The organism is Tsukamurella sp. USMM236 (assembly GCF_037148755.1).
Lineage (GTDB): Bacteria > Actinomycetota > Actinomycetes > Mycobacteriales > Mycobacteriaceae > Tsukamurella.
In genome coordinates this window covers 351,160-378,137 of sequence record NZ_JBBCSS010000001.1, presented here as the reverse complement: position 1 = coordinate 378,137, position 26,978 = coordinate 351,160, and the positions used below count along the sequence as shown (strand labels likewise).

Below are 26,978 nucleotides of genomic sequence, written 5' to 3'. Positions count from 1 at the left end.
CCGCGCGACGCCGATCCGCCCGCCCCACGTTCGAACCCCCACCAGAGGCCGTGCTCGCCGCGAGGGACCGAGTGACCCCCGTGCGACATTCGCTCCCCCACTAGAAGCCGCGACCTGCGTAGACACGGTGATGCACCGCGCGCATCACTTTCGTGGAGCACCACATGCCCGCATCCGAGCCAGGTCACCCCGCCGAATCAGACCAACCCGCCGACGCGCTCCCCGGCGACAGACGCGGCCAGCACGCGGGAGACGCCGTCGGCGGTCGCGGGCCAGGAGAACTCCCCCGCCCGCTCCTGCGCCTTCGCGCCGAGCTCCTCCCGCAGCAGAGCGTCACTCAGCAGCGTGTACACCGATTCGGTGAGCCCGGAGAGGTCGCGGACCAGCAGGCCGGTGGCACCGTCGACGACGGAGTCCGTGAGCCCGCGCGACGAGACGTACCCGACAGTCGGCACCGCGTGCTGGGCCGCCTCGATCACCGTGATGCCCCATCCCTCCTTGCGCGACGGCATGACGTGCACCCAGGCCCGCGAGAGCAGGCGGTGCTTGCGCTGCTCGGTGACGTGGCCGTGGAAGGTCACCCGGTCGAGGACGCCGAGCTTCGCGGCGTGCGCGTACAACTCGGAGTCCCACCAGCCGCTGCCGATGACGTCGAGGTGCAGGTCGGGGACGCGGCGCCGCAGGCGGGCGAGCACATCGAGTGCGTCCTCGATCTGCTTGTGCGGCACGAGCCGCGAGAGCACGACCATCCGCGGCGACGCGGACCGCACGTCCGCGATCCCGGGTGCCACGGAGTCGATCCCGTTGCGCACCACGGCCACCCGCTCCGGGCCGACGCCGAGCAGCGCCAGCTCCTCGGCCGACGGCAGCGAGACGGTGAGGTACTGCGAGCGCCGGTGCAGCCACGGCGAGAGCCGCGACTCGATGAACCAGCCGATCCGCGCCACGAGCCGGCCCGCGACGGGCCACTGCTCGCGGTGGCAGTGATGCACGAGCACGGTGACGGGCACGCCGGCGACGAGCCGCGCGAAGAAGGGGATGCCGTTCTGCGTGTCGATCACCGCGTCCGGGCGGATGCCGCGCAGCGGGCCGCGGCCGAACCGCGCCGCAACGATCGCCAGCAACGCCAGCGGATACACGGTGAAGCGGCCGCCGCCGCGGGAGATGCGCACGCCGCGCACCGTCTCGGACCGCGCCGCGCCGGGGTACATCGCGGTCCGCAGCGTGACCCGCACGCCGCGGGCGGCCAGCTCCCCCCCCACGCGCTCGAGGTACAGCTCGCTACCGCCGCCCTGCGGGTGGCGGGTGTCACGCCAACACAGCAGGAGGACTTCACGCACGGTTCCTAGGGTACCGTCCGTCTGCGTGTACCCCGCGACCTGGAAGAAGGCCACTGAACGCCTCCGCCGTCGCGCCACGCTGCGCCGGTCGGTGGGGCTGCTGTCCGACTTCCGGTTCGAGCAGTCCGAGCCCGCCCGGTTCTACGGCTCGCTCGCGCGCGACACCGTCGAGCTGACCGGCGATCTGTTCGGGGCTCTCGACGGCGCCCTGGTCCTCGACGTGGGCGGCGGGCCCGGGTACTTCGAGGACGCCTTCGCCGAGCACGGCGCGGTCTACATCCCCGTCGAGCCCGATCCGTCGGAGGCGCACGCCGCCGGCATCACGTCCTCGCGGGGGCTGCGCGGCTCGGGCCTCGCGCTCCCCATCGCCGACGGTGCCGTCGACGTCTGCCTCTCGTCCAACGTCGCCGAGCACGTGCGCGACTGGCGCACTATGGGCGACGAGATGCTGCGCGTCACCCGGCCCGGCGGCATGGTGATCCTGAGCTACACGCTCTGGTACGGCCCGTTCGGCGGCCACGAGATGGGGCAGACGCACTATCTCGGCGGCGAGCGCGCCGCTCGGATGTACACGCGCAAGCACGGGCATCCGCCGAAGAACCTCTACGGCACGTCGCTGTTCAAGGTCGGCGCCGCGGACGGACTGCGGTGGGCGGCCACCGTCGAGAACGCGGAGCTCGTGGCCGCGTTCCCGCGCTACCACCCGGCGTGGGCGTGGTGGCTGGTCCGCGTGCCGGGCCTGCGGGAGCTGCTCGTCTCCAACCTGGTGCTGGTCTTCCGCAAGCGCTAGCCGCCCGACGGTGACGCACTCGACTCCGGCCCCCGCCGCGGATCGCGGAGGGGGCCGGAGGGTGGGTCGATCAGGCCGCGGAGTCCGCGACCGTCGGAGCGTCGTCGGCGTCCGAGCCCGCGTCGGCAGCCGGCGTCTCGGTCGAGTCCGCTGCGGGCTTCTCGGTCGAGTCCGCGGCGGGCGTCTGCGCCTCCGAGGTCTCGTCGGCGGGCGCCTGCTCGTCCGTCTCGCGGGTGACGGTGCCCGTCGGCTCGACCGTCGTCGGGTCGGCGGTCTTCGTCGGATCCACCGTCGTCGGCTCGACCGTCTTCGTCGGCTCGACTGTCTTCGTCGGCTCGACCGCGGTGGTCGGAGCGTCGACCGTCGCCGTCGGCTCGGCGCCCTCCGTCTCCGCGACCCGGTGCTTGCCGACGTAGTCGCCCGCCGCGGCATCCTCCGTCTCCGTGTCGTTCGGCGCCGAGAACAGCGACGACAGGGCCGACTGCGTCCGGGCACCGCTGGCGTCCGCCCCGGCGAGCGCCGACGTGCCCTGCGCCAGTCCGGTGAGGTCCTTGGTCGCGCCGCCGAGGCCGGCGAGGCCCTTCGTCACCTCGCCGAACAGGTTCGTCAGTCCCCCGCCGTTGATGACGGAGGTCGCCAGCGACACCGGCAGGGAGATCACGGTCGAGATCAGCGAGAAGACCGGCTGCAGCAGGCTGAGGCCGAGGTTCACCGCGGGCACCACGACGTTGTTCGCCACGAACTCGATCGGGCCGGCGACGATCGGGCCGACCAGCGGAATGTTCGCGACGAGGTTCGGAATGAGCTGGGCGCCACCGGCGACCGCGCCACCGACCACGCCCGTCAGCAGCTCGGGGAGCTTCGCGATGCCGCCCGGAGTGCCGAGGCTCGCGACGACCAGCGAGACGACGCGGCCGATGAGCTGGCCGTCCATGATGCCGAGCAGCTTGTCGTCGGGCAGCCCGCCGACGATGTCCTTGAGCTTGTCGGTGGGGATGGAACCGACGAGCTGAATGAGCTTCTCGGTGGGCAGGCCCGCGACGATGGGACCGAGCTTCTCGACCGGGATCCCGTTGACGAGGTCGGCCAGGACCTTGTCGTCGAGGCCCGAGACCACGGTGATGAGCTTCTCGGTGGGGATCTGCTTGACCAGCGCGGTGAGCTTGTCGGCGGGCAGGCCGGCGACCACGGGGCCAAGCTTCTCGACCGGGATGAGGCCGACGATGTCGCCGAGCTTCTTCTCGTCGAAGCCGGAGACCACGGCGGCAAGCTTGTCCGTGGGGATGTAGCCGACGAGGGCGCTGAGCTTGTCGGTGGGCAGCGCCGCGACCGCGGGGCCGATCTTCGCGGGGTCGACGGTGCCGATCACCTCGGTGAGCACGGATGTCGGCAGGCCCTCGACCAGCTTGGCGATCGTGGCGGGAGGCAGGGTCGCGACCACCGCGCCGAGCTTGTCGACGGGGATCTGCGCCACGAGCGCGGCGAGCTTGTCGTTGGGCAGGCTGCCGACGACGGGGCCGAGAACATCGGTGGGAATGCCGCTGACCAGGTCCTTGAGCTTCTGCTGGTCCAGGCCGGAGACGATGGTCACGAGGCGATCGGTCGGCAGCGCGCCGACGATCTTGCCGAGGGTCTTGTCGTCGAGGCTCTTGACGACCTCGATGAGCTTGGCCTCGGGGATGCTCTTCACCACGGCGTTGAGCTTCTCCTGGGAGAGCCCGGCGACGATCGTGTTGAGCTTGTTCTGCGGCAGGCCGTTGACAATGGCGGTCAGCTTGCTCTCGTCGAGCGCGTTCATGATGGCGACGACGCTCTCGGGCGGCATCGCCTCGAGGATCTTCGCGGTCTTGTCGGCCGGGATCTTCTCCATGATCGCGGCGACCTTGTCCGGCGGGACCTGGGCCAGGACGCGGGCCAACTTGTCGGGATTCGCGCTGGAGAGCTCGGCGACGAGCAGCGCGTCGGGCAGCAGGTCGATCAGGCCGACGGTGTTGACCTCGATGCGCAGCGGCGCGGCGGCTGCCGGCACGGCGAGCACCTGCGCCGGCGTCGGCACCGTGAGGCTCGACGGCGGCAGGGCGGCAAGGGTCAGCGATCCGGTGAGGACGGTGGCCGCCATCGCCTGGGTGATCACCCCCGTGCGGCTCCAGCTGAACGTGGTGCGTCGGCCGAGGTCGGCGTTCGTGGGCAGGGTGGCAGCACGCATGGGTCTCTCCTGATGTCTTCACGTGACGATCAGCACGCCCTGCGGATGGCGGCGATCGGATGATTGAGCGTGTGTGTCGTCACAAGAGAAGCTGTGAGTGCGCTCGATCACCGCGAAGATTAATCACAGGATTCGCTACCCGGCAGTAGCAAATCCTTTTCGAAATGCAACCGTTACCATTTCGTGATATTTGCTTGCGAGTGCACGATACGCGCAGGTCAGAGCTGAATAGCCGAGTTGCGCGTCAGTCCCATCTTTGCAATTTCACAATTCGTTAGCAGCACTTTCTGCCTCGGTCGCACCCCCGGATCGCTGCCGAATCGCGAAGTTAATGAACCGTCCCATACCTTTGGGTGCAGATCCACAGCTCGGCGCCCTGAAGGTCAGTCATCCGATGACTCGGTGCAACTTGTCCGGATTCCGCACCGAGTACACACCCGTGACCTCTGCACCGCCGACCTCGATGCACGTGACCTGGTCGACCACCCCGTCGAACGTCACGACCATCGCGGGCATGCCGTTGTAGACGGCGAAGCGCAGCCCGAGCTCGCCCATCGTCGCGCTCTTGCGGAACAGACCCGCGACGAACCGGGCCACGCGATCCGCGCCCTGCACCGGCCGGCGCGCGGCCGAGACGACGCCGCCACCGTCGCCGAGGTAGACCACGTCGGGCGCGAGGACGTCCATGAGCGCCTGCACGTCGCCGGTCGCCGCCGCCAGGACGAACCGCTCGGCGACGCCCTGCGCGGCGACGGGGTCCACGACCTCGCGCGGCCGCCGCGCCCGCACGTGCCCGCGGGCGCGGTGCGCGGTCTGGCGCACCGTCGCCTCGCTCTTGCCCACCGCCGCGGCGATCTCGGGGTAGCCGAAGTCGAAGACCTCGCGCAGCACGAAGACCGCGCGCTCCGTGGGCGTCAGCGATTCCAGGACCAGCAGCATCGCGGTGGTCACCGCCTCGCCGGTGAGCACGTGCTCGGCCGGCCCGTCGCCCGACGGTGCCGCCAACGGCTCCGGCAGCCACGGCCCGACGTACTCCTCGCGCCGCCGCGACGCGGTGCGCAACGCGTTGAGCGCCTGCCGGGTCACGATCCGCGCCAGGTACGCCCGCGGATTCTCGACCGACCCGAGGTCCACGTCCCGCCAGCGCAGGTAGCTCTCCTGCAGCACGTCCTCGGCATCCGCGACGCTGCCCAGGATCTCGTACGCCACGGAGAACAGCAGCGGGCGGTGCTCGGCGAACAGGTCCGCGGCCGACGTCGCCGGGCTCACCGCGGCGCCGGCAGCCAGGCGTAGCGCGCCGTCTTCGCCGCCCCCTTGGCCATGCGGCAGACCTGCTCCTTGACCAGCGCGGCGGACCGGCCCCCGAACTGGATGCGGGTCGGCGTGTCGTCGCGGCGTGCTGCCTGGATCACCGCGCTGCGCCGGCCGATCGAGACGTTCTGGCCGGTGTAGCCCATCGAGAACGCCTTCGCCTGCTTCCCCGCCAGCTCCCGCGCGAGGTTGTCCGCGCCGTGCGCGCCCTGGGGCAGCGCGGTCTGGCAGCTCAGCCGCGCACCGGGGACGGCGGCGCCGTCGCCCACCGCGACGATCCGCGGGTCCGAGACGCTCCGCAGGAACTCGTCCACGACCACCCGGCCGGCGTCGTCCACCTCCAGGCCGCTGCGCGCAGCCAGGTCGCTGACCTGCGTCGCGACGGCCCACAGCACCAGGTCGGCGTCGCCGGCACCGTCGTAGCGCCCGCGCTCCACGGTCACGCCGAGCCGGTCGAGCTCGCGGCGGACCCGCGCCCGCGCGCCGGGCCCGAGGGACGCCCCGACCTCGCCCTCGCTGAGCAGCCGCACGCGCAGACCGGGCCTGGCCTCGGCCACCTCCGCGGCGGTCTCGATGCCGGTCAGGCCTCCGCCGACGACGGTGACGGCGGCCCCGTCGGACAGGGCGGCGAGCGCGCGGTGCGCCTCCTCCGCGGTTTCGAGCGCGCCCACCACATGGGTGCCCGACGGTGCCGTCGGCGCCCCGCCCGCGGCGTAGATCGCGCGGTCGAAGGGCAGAGACGTCCCGTCGGCGAGCAGCAGCGTGCCGTCGCCGATCTTGTCGACGGTGCCCACGACCAGCCGGATCCGCGGGTCCAGCATCTCGGTGAGCGGAGTGACCGCGGAGCCGCTGCCCGCGATGTGCTCGTGCAGCCGCACCCGCTCGACGAACCCTGGCCGCGGGTTGACGACGGTCACGTCCGCGTCCGCCTTCTTCACCAGCCGGTTCGCGGCGATGGTTCCGGCGTAGCCCGCGCCGATCACGACGACCTTCATGATTGCCTCCTCATGCGAATTCGAGTCTTCCGCACATGGGACACCGGCCGCGCGCGATCTGTGACAGCCGCCGCCTCAGCCCTCCGCGATGGCGGCCAACGGCGGCGTGCGGGCGGCACGGATGGCGGGCAGGATCGCCGCGCCGACGCCGACGAACGCGGACGCCACCAGCATCACGATCACGGTGGACCAGGGCACCACCACGGAGCCGAGGCCCTCGTCACGCAGCGCGTGCACGAGCGATACGCCCAGCAGCACACCGAGCACCAGGCCGAGCGCGGCGCCGAAGACGGCGATGAGCATGGACTCCAGGTAGATCGAGCGGCGCACCTGCGACCGGATGAGGCCGATCGCACGGAGCATGCCGATCTCGCGGCGCCGCTCCACCACGGACAGCGCGAGGGTGTTGACGATGCCGAGGATCGCGATCACCACCGCGAGACCGAGCAACCCGTACAGCACGCCCATGAGCGCCGTGATCGCCTGTCCCGCCTGCTCCTTGAGGTCGTCCTGATCGTCGACGTTGACCACCAGCAGCGGCTTCACGGCCTCCCGCAGGCGCTCCTTGAGGTCGCTCACCGAGGTGCCCTCGGCGGCGTCGACGAACACCGACTGCGGGGTGACGAGGGGCGTCGATGCGCCGCTCGCGGGCGGGTAGAGGGTGTTCATGTCGGCCGCGGTGATCACGGGGCCGGACAGGGAACCGCCGGTGCCGGCGTAGATCCCGGTCACCGTGAGCTTCGTCTTCGCGGCGCCGACGGCCGACATCGGCTCGACGACGGAGCCCACGTCCCAGCCGCGCTCGCGCGCGGTGCGGTCGTCCACGAGCAGCCCGCCCGGCTTCAGCGCCAGCTCGCCCGAGGTCCGGGTGAGGTTGAAGGCGGTGGTGATGTCACCGTCGATCCCGAGCGCGCTGAGCCGATCGCCCCCGAGTCGCACGGGCACGCCGTAGAGGATGGTCTTCGCGCCGACGCCGGGCACGTCCTTGATGGCGGTGAGCGCGGCGGGCGGCATGCCGAGCGACGGGGCCTGCAGCATGAGGTCGGAGCGGATGCCCTGATCGACCTGGGCGTCGATCGACTTCTGCATGGACGCGCCGAGCGTGCCGATGACGCCGACCAGCGCCACGCCGATCACCAACGCGAACGCGGTGGCGGTGGTGCGCTGCGGATTCCGCATCACGTTGGTGCGGCCCAGCCGGCCCGCCGGGCCGAAGGGCGCGGCGATGACCTTGCCGATGCCGCCGAGCAGCGGCCCGACGAGGGCGGGCCCGCCGATGACGATGGCCAGGATCAGGCCGAAGCCGGCGATGCCGACCTCGATCGCGGCCGTCGAACCGACCTCGGTGGTCGCCACGAAGAGCAGCGCCAGGGAGCACAGCAGCAGCGCCGCGCCGACCGCCCCGCGCACGAGCAGCGACTGCGGCGAGCCGCCGTCCTGCGCGCGCATCGCGGCGACGGGCGGCACCCGGGAGGCCCGCACGGCGGGGATCAGCGCGGAGATCACCGTGACGACGGTGCCGACCACCATCACCGTGATCACCACCGACGGGCTGACGGCGAGGCCGCCGTCGGGGAATCCCGCGCCCGCGGCGGTGACGCCGGCGCGCAGCAGCACCGCGAGGCCGATGCCGACGGCGAGCCCCAGCGCGCTGCCGACCACGCCCACGACGAGCGCCTCCAGCACGACCGAGTTGCGCACCTGCTCCCGGCCGGCGCCGATGGCGCGAAGCAGGGCGAGCTCGGACATCCGCTGCGCGACGAGCATCGAGAAGGTGTTGTAGATGATGAAAACGCCGACGAGGAGCCCGATGAGGCCGAACGCCACCAGGAAGTAGTTGAGGAAGCTCAGCCCCTGGTTGATCGTGTCCTCGAACTCCTGCCGCACCTGCGCGCCGGTCTGCACGTTCAGGTCGGGCAGGCGCTGGGCGAGCGCGTCGCGCAGCTGCTCGGGTGAGGTGCCCTGGGCGGCGCCCACCTCGATGTACGGCGCGGTCGCGCCGTCGCCGAACAGCTTCTGCGCCTCGTCCTTCGCGAACAGCGCGCCGAGGTAGCCACCGGAGTCCGTGGAGATCGTGTACAGCCCGACGACCGTGACGTCGGTCGGGCCGGGCGAGTGCGGCGCCACGATGGTGGTCTTCGACCCCACCGGCAGCTTCAGCCGTTCGGAGGCGGACTCGTTGAGCACCATCTCGTTCGGGGCCGACGGTGCTCGGCCGGAGGTGATCTTCAGGCCGTCGGGGTCGAGGTTCTCCCCGGGCGGAAGGTAGGCGCCGCCGACCTGGGGCGCGCCGGTGGGCGAGACCACGTCGCCGTTGCCGTCGCGCAGGGCGATGGTGCCGGTGACCGCGGGGACCACGACGCGCACGCCCGGCACCGTCTTGACCTGGTCCACCACGGACAAAGGCACGCCCGGTCCCGACGGGCCGAATCCGCCCTGTCCCTGGGCGTTCTCGGGCGAGATCCGGGCGTCGACGCCGACGGCGATCTTGTCGGAGATCCCGTCGAAGGCCTTCGACAGGGTGCCGGTGAAGACCATGGAGCCGGCGATGAACGACGTGCCGAGCAGCACCGAGAGCACGGTCAGGACGAGGCGCCCCTTGTGCGCCAAGAGGTTCCGCAGCGCCACCCGGCGCATCGGGTTGGCCATCAGCGGGCGACGAGCTCGTCGAGGTGGATCATCTTCTCCAGCACCCGTTCCGCGGTGGGGCTGCGCATCTCGTCGACGATGCGACCGTCGGCGAGGAAGACCACGCGGTCGGCGTAGGACGCGGCGCGCGGGTCGTGCGTGACGATGACGACGGTCTGCCGGTAGTCGTCGACGGCGGCGCGCAGGATGGACAGCACCTCGGCGCCGGAGCGCGAATCCAGGTTGCCCGTGGGCTCGTCGCCGAAGATGATCTCCGGCCGGCCGACAAGCGCGCGGGCGCACGCGACGCGCTGCTGCTGGCCGCCGGACAGCTCGGTGGGGCGGTGGCCCAGCCGGTCCCGCAGCCCGAGGCGGTCGATCACCGCGTCGAGCCACTGCTGATCGGGCTTACGGCCCGCGATGTCCAGCGGCAGCGTGATGTTCTCGATGGCGGTGAGCGTGGGCACCAGGTTGAAGCTCTGGAAGACGAAGCCGATCCGGTCGCGCCGCAGCTGCGTGATCTGCTTGTCGTTGAGCGAGGTCAGCTCCGTGCCGCCCACCTGCACCGAGCCGCCCGACGCCGCGTCGAGGCCCGCGAGGCAGTGCATGAGCGTCGACTTGCCCGAGCCCGACGGCCCCATGATGGCGGTGAACTCCCCCGCCCGGAAGTCGACCGAGACCCCGGCGAGGGCGTGCACGACATTGTCGCCCTCGCCGTAGACCTTGGTGACGCCGACGGCCCGCGCGGCCACCGTCTCGGGCGTGGGCAGCGTCGCCGGCGCGAACGGAGTCTGTGACATGTCACCGAGAATGCCAGAATCTCGTCACCTGCGACATCGGGGCGATCCCCCACTCGAACCGGACACCGCGGGGTGAGGCCCATCGGCATCCGTCATGATGGACCGATGCGCCTCGAACCTCGGATCCTCACGCAGCTCTCCGGCGTGCTCGACCTGCGCGACGGGAAGTTCTTCGGCAGCTGCTTCGGGCACCGCGTGCCCGACGACCTGCTGGCCGCCGTGACGGTGCACGGCGCCGCGACCAACCGTGCCACCGCCGGCTTCGCGTCCCCGTCGCGGGCGCAGGCGGCGATGCCCGTCGAGCTCGAGCACTGGGACGACGTGCCGCCGGCGGACGGCGAGTGGGACACGGTCCTGCACACCCAGCTGTGCGTGGACACGTCCGGCACGGTCGAGTGGTTCTCGCCCACCGCGGACGGCCCCGGCGAGGTGCTGGAGTTCCCCATGGCCCGCGGCTTCTACGAGGTCGAGGCCGCGGCGCGGCACGCCGGCGAGGGCGCCGATCACTGGCGGCTGCGGTTCTGGTCCTCCCCGGAGTACGGCCCGGACCTCGCCGAGATCCGCGAGATCGCCCTCCTCGCCCGCTGACCGCGGCGCCCCACCACCGCCCTCGCCGCCCGCGGGTTGGCCGAATGCGCCCGCCGCGCGACGCGCCCCGCTACTGTGATCGCAACATCGGGGTTCGGGGGGACCACATGGGTACATCTGCGCTCCGCGCGTTCCAGGCGGGCATCGCGTCGCTGGGGATCGGGATCGGCGAGTTCGAGGCGGTCCCGCGCGACGCCGCGCTCGCGCGCCGCGCCTTCGAGGCCGCCACCACCGCCGATCCGGGCATGGCCGACGCCTGGCTGGGCCGCGTCGCCGCCGGGGAGAACACCGCCGAGGTGCTCGCCGCACTGCACCGCACCGCCGAGTCGCTCGGCGCCGCCGCCCGTCGCGTCGGGCTCGCGCCGGGCGCGCTGACCGGCACCTTCGCCACCGGCCTCTACGTCGACTACCCGCTGCGCGACGCCGCCACCGCGCACGTCGCCTACGCCGCGCGCCTGCTCGCCGACGGTGCGCCCGAGGAGGCCGAGCGCGTCCTCGACGCCGCCCCGTCGTGCCCCATCGCGCGGTACCAGCGCGCGGTCGTCGCCGCCCGGTCCCGACGGTGGCCGGACGCCCTGACCGCGCTCGACGGCCACGCGGACTGGGACGACACCGTGCTCTCGGCGGCGGCGGCCACCGTCGCCGGCTCCGCGGCCGCGCAGCTCGGGCGGTTCGCCGAGGCCGCCCGGCTGCTGACGGTCGCGGCCGAGGGGCCGGTGCCCGGCGCCGCCGCTGCGGCCCGCTACTGCCACGCCCTCGTGCTGCGCGAGCAGGGCGACGAGGACCGGGCCCGAGAGCTGCTGGAGCGGGCGGCACCGTCGTACCCGCCGGCGGAGGCGGCGCTGCGCGACCCGGGCCACCGCCTGGTGCTCGACGCGCCGGAGGCCCCCGGGCCTGCCGCGGAGGCGGCCGGCGCCGGCGACGAGCTGCTGGCCGCGGCCGCCGACGAGTTGGAGCGGCAGGTGGGGCTGCGCGAGGTGAAGGAGCAGGTCACCCGCCTGCGCACCATGATGCAACTGGCGAAGGTGCGCGCCGACCGCGGCCTGTCGAGCGGGAGTCGCTCGCTGCACCTCGCCTTCACCGGCCCGCCCGGCACGGGCAAGACGACGGTGGCGCGCATCGTCGCGCGGATGTACCGCGGGCTGGGGCTGCTGGCGACCGACACCGTGGTCGAGTGCTCCCGGCGCGACCTGGTGGGCCAGTACCTCGGCGCCACCGCCCAGAAGACCTCCGCGGTGATCGACTCCGCGCTGGACGGCGTGCTCTTCATCGACGAGGCATAACTAGGGTTTGGACTCAGTTACTGAGTAGCCCGAAAGGAACCCGTTATGACCACCACACCCGAAATCTCCTCCGCCGCCGACTCCCAGCTTCACGAGGCCATCCAGGCCCTGATGCCGCAGCCCTACAACCTCACACAGGAACAGATCGCGACCATCCGGGCTCAGGTCACCACATGGCTGGACGATGCGTGCGCACGGCTTACGCGCGAACTGCGCATCGAGCGCGACGGCGTGAAAGTCGCTCATTTCGGCGACGGAGTGGTGCACATCCTGATTGACGACACCCACGAGATATACGGCGTTCCGGTACAGACTCTGCGCACCCTGGTCGAGGTCGGCGAGGAACTATTGGCGATGTTGGACGCCCCGAGCTAAATCCAGCTTCACAGCCCTGATGGTCGTAGAGCCGGTTCGACTCCGGTTCGGGGTGCAACGATAACGCGCCACAAGAAGAAGGCGCGATCTACGATTCCCAGAATGAACACCAAGAAGGTCGGTTCGATAGCTGCACTTACGGTTTCGGGACTCCTCCTCATTCCACTGACTTTGCTCCTGCTTCTCCCCATGAAGGCGACAGGCGTCGACTGCGGCACTGTCTTCGCCTCCGACAAGTCGTGGACGTACACCTCGTCCTACAACAGCGACGATCCTGGCGTCTACTTCCGAGGCTCCACGTCACAAGCGGAGCTGGAACAAGGTGCCCAGGATGCCGTCAGTGCTTTGATGGCCGATGCGCGGCGGGGATCAGCTTCGTATCACTATTGCAAAGAACGCCATCAGGAGCGCCGTATCTGGGTCGGCGTCATCGGTGCAGGTGCTGTCCTGGCAGGCGGCTTTGGAGCTTGGCTCTTGTGGGGTCACCGGCTTCGCCGCCCGAGCGCTACTTCGCGATAGATGCGTTCTGCGGCCTTCTTGGCGCGCTCTTCAATGGTGGGTTCGGGCTTGGGCGGAGAGTTTTTGGTGCGCGCTTCTTTTGCGGCTGCGGACACGGCCTGCTCACCGTTCCTGACCCGCTCGAACGCTTCGGGGTCGTGCTCTGCTAGGAACTTCGCGTCGGAGACGGACTTGCCTGAGACGTTGAACCGCTCGGCAGCCTTATCGCGGGCATCGCCCCGACTCTGTTCCGGTAAAATTACCGGCTCTGAATCGCCCCCCTTGTTGTTCTGGGTTGCCCGACGCCGAGCGGCAGCCGCTATAGCCTCAACCCGCTCATACTCAACCGCAATGGCCGCGCGGTGAGAAGTAGTCAGATGGCGGCGGTGGAGATTGTGCGAGATGATCCACAGACCGATCGCATGCTCCAAACCGCCCCTAAACGACGAAAAAGCCCCCGCCAAGGCAATCACACCAGGGCGGGGGCTAAATCGTTCTACGGCCAAACTAGAGGCCAATACGGCCAATCCTACAGGTTGTGGCCGTGCACCACCTTCTCCGGAGCTACCTGCTCACGCGGAATCCCGCCACCATTATTCCGAGAATCAAATGGATCAAACTGACCAGAAACACCAGAACCCGACTCCACAGCCTTCGACGAAGCCTCTGCCTCCGCCACCATCTCGGCAAAAGGCGGATCGGCAATCGTCAAATCCAGAATCCCGCGACGACGCCCAAGCAAATCCATCCCGATCCGCACACGCTGATGAACGTGACCCACATTCGACGGCTCCGACGGAATCACACGAGCACGCAACAGCGCCTTCTCCTCCCGCCGCAACGACTCCCACGTCCGCCCAAGCTCCCGATACTCGCGGAAGTCATCAACCTTCCCCAAGTCGATAGCGCCCAATGCATCGAGGTGAGCGCACTCAGGCCGCAACTCCTCAAACCGAGCGTGCAGCTCGGCGCGCTTCGCATCAATCCGGTCGACGGCCTCATCGCCGAACACGGCCAGGTCGTCCTTCAGCGCCGCGAGATGCACATCCGCGACCCGATTCGCAATCGCATTCAGACTCCCATTGTCGTCCGCCTCATGAAACTCCCGAACGACATCTTTCACCGACATCTTCTCGGCCTTGAACTTCGAAACCTGTAGTACATCGGAAATGAACTTCCTGATTTCGTTGTATCGGTCCTTCTGGGCCTGAACGTCGAAACCCAGGTAGTCGAGTGCCGTTAGCGCCTTGTGGACGTCTCCGAACCCGGTGATGCTCGCTTCGGCAACGGCCTTCTGGCGTGCAATATCCTGATCGCTCATATTTTCAATTCCTTCTTGTTAGTCTAGCTCGCCGGCCAGAAACCGGTCCATATCATCAATAGCGGCCAACTCGGCCTTCTTCTCAGCGATTTCACGCTGTAGATCAATCTTCGTCCGAGCCTTGTCAATAATCTGCCCAGCCGGACCACGCGGCCTACTAGACCCCGCGTAGCGCTCCAGTTTCGAGATCCCCAGCGCCGCGAACAGTTGCTTAAGTGTAGACGCAAGATTCCGCAATTCCACGACGAGCGGCGAAGCAACCAAATCCCCACGATGGTTCTCAACCATCAAAGGTGAACCATCACGCAAAGCATCATTCACCCGCTCCGCCTGATCGGCTATCCTGCAAGCCTGCACCACCAGGATCTCATTCGAGCTATCCACGTGGTACGCCGCCGAAATCGCAACCCACAACGCCTCACCAGCCTCACCGAACCCGTACTCACCCATCACGCAACCTCCACTGGGGAAGCGCCCACACCGCTGACACCCGCTCAATCCAGGAATCCCGCTGCAACTCCACCGCCGCGCGATGCGCAGACGAACGACTCATCCCAGCACACCGGCCAACATCAGCCCAATCAGTCGCCGGGGTCACCCCATCCACCGCAATACTCGCTAAACCGACAAGAAGCCTAACCGCATTCGCAGTCAAATCCGACCGCACTGCCGCCTTCATCAAATCCATTCATTTCTCCAACCGTCTCAAAACTCTACAACCATTTTCTTCCCCGCCGAAAACCGAAACTCGAATCAAAATCTCACTTGAACCGTCCCCGCCCCTAAGGCCGAATCCCCGTGGACACACACAGGCCGACACGCCCAGGAGGCGGCCTGTGGGTTGGGTTGGGGGGGACCCCCCACCCTTGTTGTGCGGCAACGGTTTTCGCTTGTGTTGTTGGCGTGGTGGTGATAGCGTTGTGTCATTCCCCTTTTCCTCTCGTCTTCGGAGGCATTCGCTATGCGTACTGTCATCGCTGTTCTGGTCGTGTTCGCCGGCATCACGCTTACCCCGGATTTGGGGGCGTTCCTGCTCGGCGGTCTGGTGTTCGCTGGTGCGGGTTTCCTGCTGCTGCTGTCTGCTGGTGAGCGTCAGGAGCGCACCATTGTTCGCCGGACGCAGGATGAGTGCGCGGAGTCCATAAAGGCGTACGCGGAAGGGTTCGCGGCTGGCCTGGCCGACGAGGGCGAACCGGTCGCCGCTTAGTCGATATCCCAGTCCTCGAAATACTGTGGCCCCGGTCTGGGCTGGCGCAATCTGACATGCTCGGCGTCGAGGGATTCGAGCCACTCGTATTCGGCTTGCATCACATCGTCGATGATCTGGTCAACGTTGAAGCGTTTCGGTCTACTCAAAGCAGGGTTTCCAATTCATCTAGACGATCATGGAGTTGATCGAGGAGCATTCTCAGCTCGTCTATTGTGGTTGTTATTCGCCTGTGTGAGCAGTGGAGCGTTACTCGTCCTTGGTCACTGAGTCCTACTCGGAGGAGAGGGAGAGTAGAGGCTGTTGGTGGTGTTAGGTGTTGTCCTGCGTGGGGGTTTGTGAGTTGCAAATCACTCCTTTTTGCCGCGCGATTCGAGGTTGTTGAGGAGTTGCGCCACGAGGGTGTGGAGCACTTGTGCGTCGGTCACCAGGTGCGGCCGGTTCGTGCCGGTGTGCTGGTGTTTGGGGTGTCGGGGGCGTGCAGTGCGGTGATCGCTGCGATGAGGGTTTCGGCGCTCGCACCGGGGAAGTAGACGGTCACCCCATCCTGTGAGAGGGCGATACGTCCTGACGCTGTGAGTGATACCGCTATCGGTTCTGTTTCGGTTGGGACCAGGTAGCTGAATTCGGTCACGCTTCACCCCCGCTGCTGTATACCGTGTCCGCGCCGCTATTCAGGGCTTGCGCGATGAGCTGCCCGGCCTCTGCCAGTTCCTCGTCGGTGAGGAAGACGTATGTTCGTGGGGTGGTGAGTCGCCAGTCGCCGCGTCGGGTCCGTGTGAGCTTCATGTGTTGGTCTCCTGTTGCCATGCGATGCCCGTCGGCGTCGCGATGTAGCCGTGGCCGTCCACGTAGACGACATAGTTGTGGAGTCGGAGCCAGCCCAGCGCGGTAGCCGTCGTGATCTCCGAGATTCCGAGCTGTGCGGCAATGTCTGCGAGGCGTCGTGGTCGGGTCGCGATGAGGGGAATGAGTTCTCGGCGGTGATCCCGGTCAGTCATTGGTGCGCCCTTCGGCAAGGTCCACGAGGGCGTCGGCTACGCGGAGAAGATCGTCTGCTGCAACTCGCACGTAGAAGATTCCGCTGCGGAGGATCGCCCCGTTGGTGTCGGGCTCGACTTCCACGCGCACGACGGATCGGTCCTGTTGGCCGTCGTAGTGGCGTCGAAGGTCCGTGATGACCCGGTGCGCGTCGGCAGCGTTTTTTAGTGTCACCGCGTGTGTTCCCCGCCGGATTTCGTATTTCTCGCCGTTGCCGTGCAGGCTGAGTTGGGTCAATTGGCGAGCTCCTGCAGGTGTGCCCGTCCGGCCTCGGTAATCACGTAGCGGCCACGTACGGGGCGTTCGACAAGCCCTGCCGCGAGGAGCGCGCCGAGCACGCCGGGAACCGTAGAGGCGGCCAGCAGAGACGTCCGCGACAACTGATCGGTTGTCCAGACTTCGCCGTCCGCGAGCACGCCGAGTAGATGCCCCGGCGCGGCCTGGTGAATGTTGATCTGTGCCATTTGTGTGACTCCCTTGGGTATGAGAAAACCCCGCCGATGTTGGCGGGGCTCGATGTGCTTATTGGTTACTTCGCCACCAGTCGGTGACGCTGAGAGGGCTCCAGTGGGGAGGCTCCTGCTCGAACCAGTACGGCATTCGGTCCGGGGCAGGATTGGCGCGATGCCACGGCTCTAGGTTGGGCAGAAACTCGTCCTCAGTCACGAGGGGTACCTCCGCTGCAGTTCCCACCAGGACAGCACGCGCAGCTTCGCGCAGACGATGTGCACGGCGGTCTGCTGCGCGGTCGCATTCCATCCACGCCAGGTGATCTCGGCGGGGACTTTCGGCCCGTACTTGCAGACGAGTGCGAGAGCTTCGACGGTTACCGCGCCGGGGTCGGCGTCGTTGGGGATTCCTCCGGCGGCGACGATGCTGCGGAGGATCGGCCAGTATTGGTTTCGGATGGCGTGGTGCCCAGTGCGGAGGAACCGCCCGTTGCTGTCGTAGATCGCGTTGTCTTTGCGAGTGATCGCGGTCAAGTTCGTTCTCCTCCATGGGCGCGGGGTGTTATTCACGTCCCCCGTGGTGCCCGTAGGCTCTGACCTGGTGTTTTATGATCCCCCATGGCTTGCCCCATGGTCCCCCGTGGTGCCCCATGGTCTGACCTGGGGATTTGTAATGTTTGCGCAGGTCACACCTTCGGTGACCTTCGGTGACCTCGGGGGATACCTTGGGGGATGACATATATGCAGGTCATCACCTTCGGGGACCTTGGGGGACGATTTTCTATACCCCAGGGGAATTCGCGTTCCGACCCGCCTCAGTGGCGATATACCGCGTCGGCTGAAGACGCCCGTTCTCGTCGTGCTGACGCACACCCTGCTCGACAAACCCGGCCTTACGCAGGGACCGCACTGCGCGCTTCAACTTGTCATCGGTGAGCCCCGCGGCCTTCATCGCCGCCTCCCGCGTCAACCCGGTGGGCTCTCCGACGAGGGCAGCCAGCAGCGTCAGGGCGTCGTCGTTCACCTCTTCGCGGTCGGCCTCGCTCATCGGCTGCGTCGACTCATCACCGATCTTGTCGGCATGGAGGTCGGCGACGGTCACGGCGTACTTCCCGCGATACTCGGCAACGGGGATCTTCACCCCGAGCGCCTCCACCAGACGGGGCTCGAGCGAGTATCGCAACGCCGGCTGATTACGCGGCAGGAGGTTGTTCTTCACCACACCCACAGCGAGATCGCTTTCGCCCTGTGCGACGGCCAGCAGGACGCTCCGCGCCTTCTTCGCGTACTCGCGCGAGAAGCCCATCGCCGCCCGGACACTGCCCGACGTGTCGGCGTTCGTGTGCGCGATCCCCAGCGTGGCAAATCCCCCAGCCCGCGAGGCACGGTTCCACGCCGTGAGCATCTGAATCACGGCCCCGGTCTCCATTCGTGGTGCGAGATCATTGATGCTGTCCACCACTACCAGTGCCACAGGGTGCTCGGAGTCGGCCACATTCTTCGCGTACTCGGCGATCACACCTGGCGTCGTCGTCGTCTGCTCGAAGTCATCGTCGTCCTCGGCAAGCACCGTGAGGAGTGAGCAGTCGGCCCCGGCCAGCTCCAGACGGGCGCGCGTCATCGTAGTGATGTCCTCCTCGGTGGCGATCCACACGACACGCCTACCTGTCCTGGTGACCTCGGCGGCGATATGAATTGCCCACGCGGACTTCCCGATTCCCTCGTCACCATATAGATGGTTGTAGGCGTTGGAGACGATCATTCCGGGTACGGCCCACTTCGGCGGCTCCGCTGCTGGGGCACTACTGAGGGGCAGGAAGCGCACACCGTCGATCTTCACTTCCCCGGCTCGGGGATGCTCGGGGTCGATGATGTTGCCGTTGCCGTCGACAATCCAGCCGTCGTCGTTGCGGTCGGCTCCGATCATGCGCGGCCCTCGCGGATCGCGAGCAGCTCTTCGATGAGCATGTTGAGCTTGTCGGAATTGAGGAAGACGAGCCGCCTACCGTCGATTCTGATCACTGCGCCCGGGGCGTTACGGCGTGGTTCAACACTGAAGCAAAGCATAGGGGATTCCTTTGGAATGCGAAAGGGCCGCAACCCGATTCGGCTGCGACCCTTGATTTGAATGCGCACTATCGGCGCGGTAGTGGTGTTCTCGAAAACACCTTCTCTTTAATCTTACCATGTGATCCTGGTAGCGAGATCAATATCCAGGACACTTGTCAATAGGTTGGCGGATAATGTGAGCAATCCAATATTCACGTCGGGGCGTCCACCCCTCTCGTTCACCCCGACGCACACTCAAAGCCATGAGCCACGAGTACCGCATCACAGCCGTCCACCTCGAACCCACGAACTCCCAGCGATTCGAACACATCACAGCCGTAATGGCCGCACGAGTCCACAGCGGAGAGTCCGTCCAGGATGACGAGCGTGAGCGGTCACTACAGACCATCCTCAACTGGATCGCCCTCGGGCACACGTTCTACTGCCGCAGCAAGAGCGGCAGAGCCGACGTTGTCGCTTATCCCAAGGGCGCGCCCCGCTACATCCGAACCGTCCGCGACGGCACGGAGTCGAACAACCTGCTGGAACTGCGCCGGTTCTGATCCCACCGCCTACGCCGCCGACCGTCCCGCCTACTTGCAGTCGAAGGCGAACGGCGTTCTCAATGACAATCTGCTGTCGCTTCCGGAGGTCGATCTACGATAGTCGGGTGAGCAGGAGCATCGAAGTAGCGCTGTATGTTGTCGGCGGTGTCCTGCTGGCGGTCGGCATTGCGTTAGTTGCCTGGGACGCGCACAAGAGTCGGGTCTCCTTCCACAATCTCATGAATTCCCTTCAAGTGAACTACGACTCCGACACTGATGAGATCGAGAAGCTGAAAAGCGACATCGAACAGGCCAGAGCTGGACCGCATGGCGAGTTGGTGGCGCAACTCGTGCACCTTCACGGCAGACCTCAGTACATCGGAAACAGCCTGTATAGGCGCGTAGCGTCTCTTTACGATTACGCGAACGAGAATCGCCCCAGTCAGCTCTACCTGGTTGGGCCAGCCCTGAGCGCTGTGGGGACCGTGCTTACGGTGGTTGCGTCGGTCTCAAGTCTCTACTGATGAGGCTGCAGCTCGGCCCGCCTCAGCGGTATACGGCACTAGGCCGTTATCCCGCGAGCGACACGAGAACCTCTCGATCATCAGCCTGCTCCGCCAGCACCTCCTCCATCAGGTCCACGTCGAGCCAGTCCATCAACTTCCGGCGAAGGAGATCCCGCACAGCCGACGAAGGCAGCGCGTCCACCTCCACCGACGGCCCGAACTCGAGGGCCTTGCGCGCCTGCGCCGCCGACTTCCCCTTGACCTTCGTCGGGCGAGTAATGAGGCCGAACTCCTCGATCTGCGCCGGGGTGACCGCGAGTCGCTCGAACATGAGGTCTTCGCGGTCCATTCCCATGTCTTCGGCGAACTCGGTCAGCTTTCGTCGGGTGTGCTCCCACGCGTGCACTCCGTCAGGATCGTGGTCCCCGAGCTGATAGACGACTGTCGGCTTGTTCACCGCCGCCATGTCTTCGGCAGCCTCGTACAGGAACGTCTCAGAGGCGTATCCGCGAGCCACGTACATCGGCACTGCTAGGTCGCTGGTCACTGGCCACAGCACACCCTTCATTGCATCCTTCTCGACCCACACCTCTGCCCGGTAGTCCTGGTCGATCCACAGGTCTCTACGGAACCGGTGCGCCGACGATCGCATGAAGTGCCCCAGACTGCCCCACGTCTGCGGGCGCGACACGAACCGGGTTCCGTCTGCGATCCAGTTGTACGGCAGGTCGTCCGATCTGCGGAGCTTGAGGCACTGCCGCTGAACGACGGCGTAGCCGCTCTCGTCTTTCGGCACCAGCGGACGGCCTGCGTCGTTGACCAAACCGAGTGAGACAACCCGGTAGAAGACGCCACGGATGGTGACCGGGGCCTCGGCCTCCGCGACCTTGAGGATTGCAGCATTGATGCACGCGAGATCAGCGTTGGTGCGCCGGTACCGGGCCTTTATCGGACTAGTCTCGTAAGCCTCCTCGTCGACGTGCATGTCGAGCGAGCCCGTCGTCGTCACGCCTCCACCTCCTGCAGCCCACGCCCGCCCGTCGCCAGCAGCCGGCGCAGCTCCGCCAGTTGCGCAGCCGTCAGTTTGGGTGCCCGCGCCAGCACCTCCACCGCCGTCCCGTTCTCGGTCTCGATCATCACGCTCTCCTTGGTCTCCGCCCCGCCGCTCGGTGCGATGGGACGAAAACTACGACCACCTCCGCCATGCCATACGATTCCTACGATTCGCCTGGTAGAGTGGCCTACATGCCGCACCCGCTCCGCACGAGCCACACTGAAGAGATCGTCGCCCTGCAGCGCGCGATCGAAGGCCTCGTGCATGCGGAACTCCGAGACGAACGAGACAGCGAATTCATGCGTGAGGCGATGTCAGTGCTCGCGTTCAAGCTCGCACAGACGCCAGACGCTCGCGTCGATGTGTTCGCGCTGCGACGGGCGGGCTGGACAAACCAGAGGATCGCTGATCTCGTGGGATGCACCGAAGGCAACATTCGACGAATCATCAAGCGCGGACCAAGTCCACGCAGCGCAGAGGACGACCTTCGAGGAGAGAGCGAGTGGTGACCCTATCTCCACTCGATCGCAATTCGACCTGACATCGGCCCCCGACGCTCAAACCGCAAGATCCGCACCACCATCAACGCCTTAATCACCTGCGAGCGAACAGCTGGTGTCAGCGACTTCCATTGTTCAGCAACATCATCGGCGAACAGCAGCTCTGCGAGAGGCGAGCGTTCCGATTCCGCTGCCAGCTTTCGATCCACCGCCGCCAGTTGCTCCCGAAGACGACCAGAGGACCTGCGGAATTGCTCGACACTGAGGTCGCCTGCATCCAACATGTCGACCCGCTCCGCAAGAGCCGAATCGAGCCGATCCCGCTCCGCCCTCAACGCTCCTGCATCGCCACCGCCGCGACCGGCGAACGCCTCAACAGCGTCCGGCATCGACAACCTTCCGATCACCAGCTCATCCACGAACTCGTCAACCGATGACTTCTTGGCGCTCAAGTGCGTTGACTTCGAGCACTTGTAGGAACGTCCCACTTCGCTCTTGACGGTGTTCACCGTCGCCCCGCATACGCCGCACAGGTATGCTCCGCCGACACCCTGATGGGCGATCTCGTAGCTGGTCGTAGTCGTCCTCGCGGGGTCTCGCAGAATCGCGACGACGGCCCGCCAATCATCCTCCGAGATAATCCCCGGCCATTGTGCCTTTCCCGCGTCGTCGGTGCTGCGCCCATTGATCGGAACTAGGCCCGCAACACGAGGGGTGAGCAGGATGTGTCTGATCGTCGATACCCGCCACTGGTGCCCGCGAGCCGTCACGTGCCCGCGGTCGTTCCAGTCCATCGTCAGTCGCCGCAGACTGCCGCCGCCAAGTACGTGCGCCGCCGCTTCCCGAACCAACACCGCCTCCGACTCCCGGATCGTCAGACCGTCCTTCTCGTAGCCGAATGGCCGTGGTCCACCCCGATAGCCGCCCTGCGCGAGAGTCTCGGCCTTCGCGCGCTTGACCCGCTCGGCCATCCTTGCGGTCTCGTGCTTTGCGACCGACGCCAAAATCTCGGCCTGGAGGATGCCTGAGGCGGTCGTTAGATCGATCTCCCCCGCCTTCACGGTGCGGATCGCGACGTTGTTGGCTTTCGCGACCTCGATAAGCGAACCCAGGTCTTCGAGCCGCCGGTACGCGCGGTCTGGGTGCCAGAACAGGAGTCCGCCGTACGCGCCGGAGGACAGCAGGTCGATAAGCCGTACGAACGCAGGACGAGGCCTACTCTTGGTGGCGGAGACGTCGTTGTCCACGAGGACGTCCGCAACGTCCCATCCGAGGGAGGCGGCCAGCTCGCGACAGTCCGCCTCTTGTCGCTGGACGCCGGCGTGCTCGCCGGATCGATCGCGGGAGATTCGGCAGTAGATCAGGGCCTGCATCGACTGAGTGTAACTTGACTTAATGACGAGGCCTACACGCTCGTCCAGGAGGGCTTGACCGGCGGCGATGCCTTCGGCCAGGAAGCGATCGACACGCTGCTGGCGAGGATGGAGAACGACCGCGACCGGCTGGTGGTGATCGTGGCGGGCTACGACGCCGAGATCGACCGGTTCCTGGGCTCGAACGAGGGCCTGGCCTCGCGGTTCGCGCGGCGCATCCGGTTCCCCGGCTACAGCCCCGGCGAGCTCGCCGAGATCGGCGCCGCGATGGCCCGCTCGCGCGACGCGCTGCTCACCGGCGAAGCCGCGGAAGTGCTGGAGGTCTGCTGCGCCGGCGTCGCCGACCGGCTCGACCGCCTCGGGAACGGCCGCTTCGTACGGAACGTCATCGAGGCGGCCGAGGAGGAGCGGGAGCTGCGGCTCGCCGACTCCGGCGTGGACCTCGCCGGCGTCGACGAGGCCGTGCTCATGCGGATCGAGGCGGCTGACATGGCGCGGGCCCTCGACGGGGTGCTCGGCGCCGCGGTCTGACCCGACTCGCTCAGCGGGACTCGGCGACGTTCGCGGCGTAGGCGTCGCTGTTCGACGGCCCGGTCCCGGTCATCATCACCTCGTCGGCGAGCCGGTCGGCGGCCTCCAAGTCGATCCCGGTCTCCCGCTGGCTGTGCACCAGGAAGATCTCTCCGCCGAGCGAGGGCTCGTCGCCCGCGTAGACCATGCACTCGACGACGATGAGGTCGGTCTCCGCCTTGACGACGTGCGACGTCAACCGCACCCCCAGGCTGAGGACGTCGCCGACGTGCAGCGGGCGCAGGTAGGTGAAGGCCTGGCCGGCGTGCAGGATCGCGGAAAGGTTGCAGCCCGGGATGGCCTTCCCGACCACCCCGGACGCGGCCTGCAGCATCGGGGCGCCGAGCATGGTGGCCGGCACCGCCACGTCGTCGGGGAGGCGGCGGCTGACCGCGTAGGGGACGTCCCAGCTGCGGGTGGCGCGGGCGAAGGACCGCACCGTTTCCGCGCCGATCTCGTAGGCATCGGGGAACCACAGTTCCCATTCGTCGGCGACGGCCACGGTCACTCCTCGAGGGCTCTGCCCTCGTTCAGCGGTGGAGGGACGCACAAGGATAACCACAGGTCGGGTGCGATCCCAAACCCAACGCAGCCCTCTGACAACACGACGTGTCACGTGGCGCCCGCCTCGGTGACACGGCGCTCGTTCGGCACTAGCGTCGAGGGCATGTGGAGGACGAACTCACTGCGCGTCGCCGTCGTCGGCGCCGGGATCGGCGGGCTGGCGGTGGCCTCCGGCCTGCAGCGCGCCGGCGCCGAGGTGATCGTCCTGGAACAGGCCGCACGTTTCCTGCCCCGCGGTTCGGGACTCTCGTTGTTGTCCAACGGTTTCGCCGCGCTCCGCTCGCTCGGCCTGGAGGAGCGGGTGCGGGCGGTCGTGGCCGACGGTCCGCCGTCCGTCCCGTACGGCACCCGCCGCGCGGACGGCACCCGGCTCAGCGTCTTCTCTCCCGCCACCCTCGCCGAGCTGCGCGTGGTGGACCGCACCGACCTGCATCGCGCCCTGCTCCGGGACCTGGCCCCGGACACCGTCCGGCCGGGCATCCGGGTGGAGGGCCTCAGCCGGGAGACGCTGGACCTGGGGCCGAGCGGCCTGCTCGAGGACTGGCACGTCCTGATCGGCGCCGACGGCATCCGAAGCCGGGTGCGCGGCAGCCACGCCGGCGACCCGGGCGCGGCGTACTGCGGATACGGCGCCTGGCGGGGCATCACTGACGGTCCCGTCGCGCTGACCGACAGCGGGGAGAGCTTCGGCCGGGGCGAGCGGTTCGGTTACGTCCCGCTCGCCGACGGCCGCGTCTACTGGTTCGCGGTGCGGCCCGCCGCCGACGACGACCTGCCCGAACCCGGAGAACTCCTCGAGCGCTACCGGGACTGGCACGACCCGATCCCCGATCTGCTCGCCGCGACCGCCCCGGAGCGCATCGGCTACCAGCCCATCGAACGGCTCGCGCACCCGCTGCGCACCTACGCGCGCGGCCCGGCGGCGCTGGTCGGCGACGCGGCGCACGCCATGCCGCCCACCCTGGGGCAGGGCGCGAACCTGGCACTGGAGGACGCGGCCGTGCTGGTCTCGCTGCTCCGGCCGATCGCGCGGGATCACGATCCGCGCGACATCCCGACCAAGCTCGCCGCCTACGACAAGGCCCGCAGGCCGCGCACGCAGTCCATCGCGCGGCAGGCGCACCTGCTGGGCGCCGCGCTGCAGGCGCCCACGCCGCTCCTCGCCCGCGGGCGCGACCTGGCGATGCGTGCCGCCCCGAACCGGATGATGGACCGGGTCTTCCGCAGCGCGCAGCGCTGGTCGCCGCCCGACTGAGGGCCCTCGCCCGACGACGCGCCGCGCCCCGGTTCGGGGCGCGGCGCTCGCCGCTAGAGCAGGGGGATCGCGTCGAGGACGCCGCTGAGCAGTCCGCCGCCGGAGTCCGAGCCCGACGAGGTGGACGCGCCCGGGACGGAGGCCGAGACACCCGCGTCCGCGGACGAAGCCCCGCCGCCCGCACTCGATCCGCCCGCGCCGCTCGTGCCGGTGGATGCGGACCCGCCCGACCCGGTCGACGTCACTCCGCCGGCGGTGCCGGTGGTGCCCTCGGCGCTCGCGCCGGTGGATCCGGTCCCCGCGAGCGACGCGGCGGTGTCGCGCTCCGAGCCGGCTGACGACGCACTCCCGGCCGCGCCCGAGCCCGCGACCTGGGCGGTCGAATCCGCGTCGAGTGAGCCTGCTCCGGTCGCGCCCGAGCCCGCGCCGCCGGAGGCGTCCGGAGCGCCCGCTCCGTCGGAGGCGCCCGGGGCGCCCGCTCCGCCGGTGGCGGCGGGGACCGCGCGACCACCACCCGCGGCGGAGGGCCCCTGCGGTGCCGCACCCTGCGGCGCGGTGCCCTGCGGTGCCACGCCCTGCGGGGCAGTGGCGCCCTGGGGGGCGGTGCGGCCCGCGCCGCCCCCGGGGCCCGTGCTCGCGCCGGTTCCGCCGGCACCCGATCCGCCGCCCTGCTGGGCTGTGCCGACGGGCTGCCCCGCGGCGCCCTGCTGCCCGGCGCCACCCTGGGCACCGCCGCCCTGGGCCGTGGCGGCCTGCGCACCGCCGCCGCCCGCTCCGCCCGCGCCGCTCGTGCGGCCCGGGGCGCCGGGAGCTGCAGCGCCCGCACCGTTCCCGCCCGCGCCGGAGCCGGCTCCGGCACCGTTGGAGCCCTGCCCGCCCGCGGCCGCAGGCGCACCCGCGGCAGGCCCCGCGGGCTTCGCCGAGCCCCCGGGCGCGACGGCACCCGGGGCACTCCCCGGCGCACCGGGTTTCGCCGTGCCCGCCGTCCCAGCGGTCGATGCCGGACCGCCCGGTTTCGCCGTGCCCGCGGGCTTCGCGGGGGCGCCGGGCTTGCCCGGGCCCGCCGGCTGCACCGGGGCGGGCGGCTTCGACGGGTCGCCACCCGCCTGGGCTGTGCCCGCGCCGAGCCAGATCGAACCCACCGCGACGGCGGCGGCCGCCGATGCGGTCATCCGCGTCACCGATGCGGCCGTCCCGGTGTTCTTACGGTGCCGCCCCTGATACCTGGACATGACTTCTCCTTCTCCCATCGCGCACGACCATTCCTTCGAGCGGGCGAACGGGCGTCCACAGCGCAGCACCGATCACCGTGCGCCTGCGGCACGGCCGCGGCACACGGATGAGAAGCATTGGAGTGAAAAAGATTTCAGAGGTGGTTGCTATGGCTACCGATTCGACCCACCTCTGAGCAAACACGACCGGGCGAGCGGATTCCAGGAAACACGGGTAACGAAAACAACACGATGTGAACGCGACCACAATGCGCGGAAAGCGACTTCGGCAACTCTCTTCCCCAGCGTGAAGAACAGGGTGTTTCGCGGTAGTAATTTTTCCGATCACACCCGACAACCGCGCCTATCACGAGCCCGGGCGCCGCCGGCCGGCCGTTGCCTGGGCCATTCCCGCCACAATCAGTACACCGTACGTTTTGCCATCGTCGCGGCGTCGCCGCGCGTGCGACACCGGGCCACTCGCTGTCTCGACGTTGCGGTCCCGGCAGGGCCGGCGCC

The 26,978-nt window shown here is 68.3% G+C and carries 30 protein-coding genes and 1 pseudogene; 11 read left to right on the top strand and 20 right to left on the bottom strand.

What is annotated here, in order from left to right; genetic code table 11:
• Positions 1–197: 197 nt before the first annotated feature.
• Entirely contained in the window at positions 198–1,340 is a 1,143-nt protein-coding gene (locus WFK95_RS01665) for a glycosyltransferase family 4 protein (protein ID WP_336669695.1), read from the bottom strand.
• A gap of 25 nt (positions 1,341–1,365) precedes the next feature.
• Here WFK95_RS01665 and WFK95_RS01660 point away from each other — a divergent pair, with 25 nt between their 5' ends.
• On the top strand, positions 1,366–2,130 hold the full coding sequence (locus tag WFK95_RS01660) for a class I SAM-dependent methyltransferase (protein ID WP_336669694.1): 765 nt from the start codon (positions 1,366–1,368) through the stop codon (positions 2,128–2,130).
• 70 nt (positions 2,131–2,200) lie between these two features.
• Here the strand turns inward: WFK95_RS01660 and WFK95_RS01655 are convergent, their stop codons facing one another.
• From WFK95_RS01655 to WFK95_RS01635, 5 genes are all read right to left on the bottom strand, one after another.
• Positions 2,201–4,336, bottom strand: a complete 2,136-nt coding sequence (locus WFK95_RS01655) for a magnesium transporter MgtE N-terminal domain-containing protein (RefSeq protein ID WP_336669693.1) — start codon at positions 4,334–4,336, stop codon at positions 2,201–2,203.
• A 387-nt stretch (positions 4,337–4,723) separates the two neighbouring features.
• Entirely contained in the window at positions 4,724–5,623 is a 900-nt protein-coding gene (locus WFK95_RS01650; protein WP_443081519.1) for an RNA polymerase sigma-70 factor, read from the bottom strand.
• Positions 5,602–6,642, bottom strand: a complete 1,041-nt coding sequence (locus WFK95_RS01645; RefSeq protein ID WP_336669691.1) for an NAD(P)/FAD-dependent oxidoreductase — start codon at positions 6,640–6,642, stop codon at positions 5,602–5,604. The genes WFK95_RS01650 and WFK95_RS01645 overlap by 22 nt, the downstream gene beginning before the upstream one ends.
• A 75-nt stretch (positions 6,643–6,717) precedes the next feature.
• Positions 6,718–9,291: an ABC transporter permease gene (locus WFK95_RS01640; RefSeq protein ID WP_336669690.1), complete on the bottom strand. Its 2,574-nt coding sequence runs from the start codon at positions 9,289–9,291 to the stop codon at positions 6,718–6,720.
• A complete protein-coding gene (locus tag WFK95_RS01635) occupies positions 9,291–10,070 on the bottom strand; it encodes an ABC transporter ATP-binding protein (RefSeq protein WP_224652021.1) in 780 nt (259 codons plus the stop codon). The genes WFK95_RS01640 and WFK95_RS01635 overlap by 1 nt, the downstream gene beginning before the upstream one ends.
• A 105-nt stretch (positions 10,071–10,175) precedes the next feature.
• On the opposite strand from WFK95_RS01635, the gene WFK95_RS01630 reads away from it, so the two are divergent.
• From WFK95_RS01630 to WFK95_RS01615, 4 genes are all read left to right on the top strand, one after another.
• Positions 10,176–10,658, top strand: coding sequence for a hypothetical protein (locus WFK95_RS01630; RefSeq protein WP_336669689.1), 483 nt, complete (start codon positions 10,176–10,178; stop codon positions 10,656–10,658).
• 107 nt (positions 10,659–10,765) lie between these two features.
• Positions 10,766–11,941: an AAA family ATPase gene (locus WFK95_RS01625; RefSeq protein ID WP_336669688.1), complete on the top strand. Its 1,176-nt coding sequence runs from the start codon at positions 10,766–10,768 to the stop codon at positions 11,939–11,941.
• A 45-nt stretch (positions 11,942–11,986) separates the two neighbouring features.
• On the top strand, positions 11,987–12,316 hold the full coding sequence (locus WFK95_RS01620) for a hypothetical protein (protein ID WP_146488536.1): 330 nt from the start codon (positions 11,987–11,989) through the stop codon (positions 12,314–12,316).
• Between the two features lie 102 nt (positions 12,317–12,418).
• Positions 12,419–12,835, top strand: a complete 417-nt coding sequence (locus tag WFK95_RS01615; protein ID WP_146488537.1) for a hypothetical protein — start codon at positions 12,419–12,421, stop codon at positions 12,833–12,835.
• Here WFK95_RS01615 and WFK95_RS01610 read toward each other — a convergent pair.
• The 3 genes from WFK95_RS01610 to WFK95_RS01600 form a co-directional block, all read right to left on the bottom strand.
• The gene (locus tag WFK95_RS01610) at positions 12,799–13,245 is read right to left on the bottom strand and encodes a hypothetical protein (protein WP_336669687.1); all 447 of its coding nucleotides are present in this window, start codon (positions 13,243–13,245) and stop codon (positions 12,799–12,801) included. The two genes, WFK95_RS01615 and WFK95_RS01610, sit on opposite strands and share 37 nt — an antisense overlap.
• 98 nt (positions 13,246–13,343) lie before the next feature.
• Positions 13,344–14,135, bottom strand: a complete 792-nt coding sequence (locus WFK95_RS01605) for a hypothetical protein (RefSeq protein ID WP_336669686.1) — start codon at positions 14,133–14,135, stop codon at positions 13,344–13,346.
• An 18-nt stretch (positions 14,136–14,153) separates the two neighbouring features.
• Positions 14,154–14,585 carry a hypothetical protein gene (locus WFK95_RS01600; RefSeq protein WP_336669685.1) on the bottom strand — a complete coding sequence of 144 codons (432 nt, stop codon included), beginning with the start codon at positions 14,583–14,585 and terminating at the stop codon, positions 14,154–14,156.
• A gap of 511 nt (positions 14,586–15,096) precedes the next feature.
• Between WFK95_RS01600 and WFK95_RS01595 the strand changes: the two genes are divergently transcribed.
• Positions 15,097–15,342, top strand: a complete 246-nt coding sequence (locus WFK95_RS01595; RefSeq protein WP_336669684.1) for a hypothetical protein — start codon at positions 15,097–15,099, stop codon at positions 15,340–15,342.
• A 630-nt stretch (positions 15,343–15,972) separates the two neighbouring features.
• On the opposite strand, the gene WFK95_RS01590 is transcribed toward WFK95_RS01595, so the two are convergent.
• The 6 genes from WFK95_RS01590 to WFK95_RS01565 all read right to left on the bottom strand — a co-directional run bounded on the left by WFK95_RS01590 (position 15,973) and on the right by WFK95_RS01565 (position 18,759).
• Positions 15,973–16,131, bottom strand: coding sequence for a hypothetical protein (locus WFK95_RS01590; protein ID WP_336669683.1), 159 nt, complete (start codon positions 16,129–16,131; stop codon positions 15,973–15,975).
• A complete protein-coding gene (locus WFK95_RS01585; RefSeq protein ID WP_336669682.1) occupies positions 16,128–16,343 on the bottom strand; it encodes a hypothetical protein in 216 nt (71 codons plus the stop codon). Before WFK95_RS01585 ends, WFK95_RS01590 begins: the two co-directional genes overlap by 4 nt.
• Positions 16,336–16,620, bottom strand: a complete 285-nt coding sequence (locus WFK95_RS01580; RefSeq protein ID WP_336669681.1) for a hypothetical protein — start codon at positions 16,618–16,620, stop codon at positions 16,336–16,338. Before WFK95_RS01580 ends, WFK95_RS01585 begins: the two co-directional genes overlap by 8 nt.
• On the bottom strand, positions 16,617–16,847 hold the full coding sequence (locus WFK95_RS01575; RefSeq protein WP_336669680.1) for a hypothetical protein: 231 nt from the start codon (positions 16,845–16,847) through the stop codon (positions 16,617–16,619). The genes WFK95_RS01580 and WFK95_RS01575 overlap by 4 nt, the downstream gene beginning before the upstream one ends.
• Before the next feature lie 198 nt (positions 16,848–17,045).
• The gene (locus WFK95_RS01570; protein ID WP_336669679.1) at positions 17,046–17,366 is read right to left on the bottom strand and encodes a hypothetical protein; all 321 of its coding nucleotides are present in this window, start codon (positions 17,364–17,366) and stop codon (positions 17,046–17,048) included.
• A gap of 247 nt (positions 17,367–17,613) precedes the next feature.
• Positions 17,614–18,759: an AAA family ATPase gene (locus tag WFK95_RS01565; RefSeq protein WP_336669678.1), complete on the bottom strand. Its 1,146-nt coding sequence runs from the start codon at positions 18,757–18,759 to the stop codon at positions 17,614–17,616.
• Between the two features lie 385 nt (positions 18,760–19,144).
• Here WFK95_RS01565 and WFK95_RS01560 point away from each other — a divergent pair, with 385 nt between their 5' ends.
• Both WFK95_RS01560 and WFK95_RS01555 read left to right on the top strand, forming a co-directional pair.
• Positions 19,145–19,444, top strand: a complete 300-nt coding sequence (locus tag WFK95_RS01560) for a DUF3892 domain-containing protein (RefSeq protein WP_146488547.1) — start codon at positions 19,145–19,147, stop codon at positions 19,442–19,444.
• Positions 19,445–19,551: 107 nt separating this feature from the next.
• A complete protein-coding gene (locus WFK95_RS01555) occupies positions 19,552–19,950 on the top strand; it encodes a hypothetical protein (protein WP_146488549.1) in 399 nt (132 codons plus the stop codon).
• A gap of 46 nt (positions 19,951–19,996) precedes the next feature.
• Here the strand turns inward: WFK95_RS01555 and WFK95_RS01550 are convergent, their stop codons facing one another.
• Positions 19,997–20,941 carry a hypothetical protein gene (locus tag WFK95_RS01550; protein WP_146488550.1) on the bottom strand — a complete coding sequence of 315 codons (945 nt, stop codon included), beginning with the start codon at positions 20,939–20,941 and terminating at the stop codon, positions 19,997–19,999.
• Positions 20,938–21,069, bottom strand: coding sequence for a hypothetical protein (locus WFK95_RS01545; RefSeq protein ID WP_269434170.1), 132 nt, complete (start codon positions 21,067–21,069; stop codon positions 20,938–20,940). Before WFK95_RS01545 ends, WFK95_RS01550 begins: the two co-directional genes overlap by 4 nt.
• Before the next feature lie 108 nt (positions 21,070–21,177).
• Here WFK95_RS01545 and WFK95_RS01540 point away from each other — a divergent pair, with 108 nt between their 5' ends.
• Positions 21,178–21,495 (top strand): sigma-70 family RNA polymerase sigma factor, encoded by a 318-nt coding sequence (locus WFK95_RS01540; protein ID WP_146488551.1) that lies wholly within the window; start codon positions 21,178–21,180, stop codon positions 21,493–21,495.
• Between the two features lie 2 nt (positions 21,496–21,497).
• On the opposite strand, the gene WFK95_RS01535 is transcribed toward WFK95_RS01540, so the two are convergent.
• Positions 21,498–22,859, bottom strand: coding sequence for a recombinase family protein (locus WFK95_RS01535; protein WP_146488552.1), 1,362 nt, complete (start codon positions 22,857–22,859; stop codon positions 21,498–21,500).
• 24 nt (positions 22,860–22,883) lie between these two features.
• Between WFK95_RS01535 and WFK95_RS01530 the strand changes: the two are divergent.
• Positions 22,884–23,390: pseudogene (locus tag WFK95_RS01530) on the top strand (type VII secretion AAA-ATPase EccA); the annotation flags it as partial.
• Positions 23,391–23,400: 10 nt separating this feature from the next.
• Here the strand turns inward: WFK95_RS01530 and WFK95_RS01525 are convergent.
• Positions 23,401–23,931 carry an FAS1-like dehydratase domain-containing protein gene (locus WFK95_RS01525; RefSeq protein ID WP_224650532.1) on the bottom strand — a complete coding sequence of 177 codons (531 nt, stop codon included), beginning with the start codon at positions 23,929–23,931 and terminating at the stop codon, positions 23,401–23,403.
• Positions 23,932–24,096: 165 nt separating this feature from the next.
• On the opposite strand from WFK95_RS01525, the gene WFK95_RS01520 reads away from it, so the two are divergent.
• Positions 24,097–25,248: an FAD-dependent monooxygenase gene (locus WFK95_RS01520; protein ID WP_336669677.1), complete on the top strand. Its 1,152-nt coding sequence runs from the start codon at positions 24,097–24,099 to the stop codon at positions 25,246–25,248.
• Positions 25,249–25,301: 53 nt separating this feature from the next.
• On the opposite strand, the gene WFK95_RS01515 is transcribed toward WFK95_RS01520, so the two are convergent.
• Complete coding sequence (locus WFK95_RS01515; RefSeq protein ID WP_336669676.1) at positions 25,302–26,480, bottom strand: hypothetical protein; 1,179 nt, start codon at positions 26,478–26,480, stop codon at positions 25,302–25,304.
• Between the last annotated feature and the right edge of the window lie 498 nt (positions 26,481–26,978).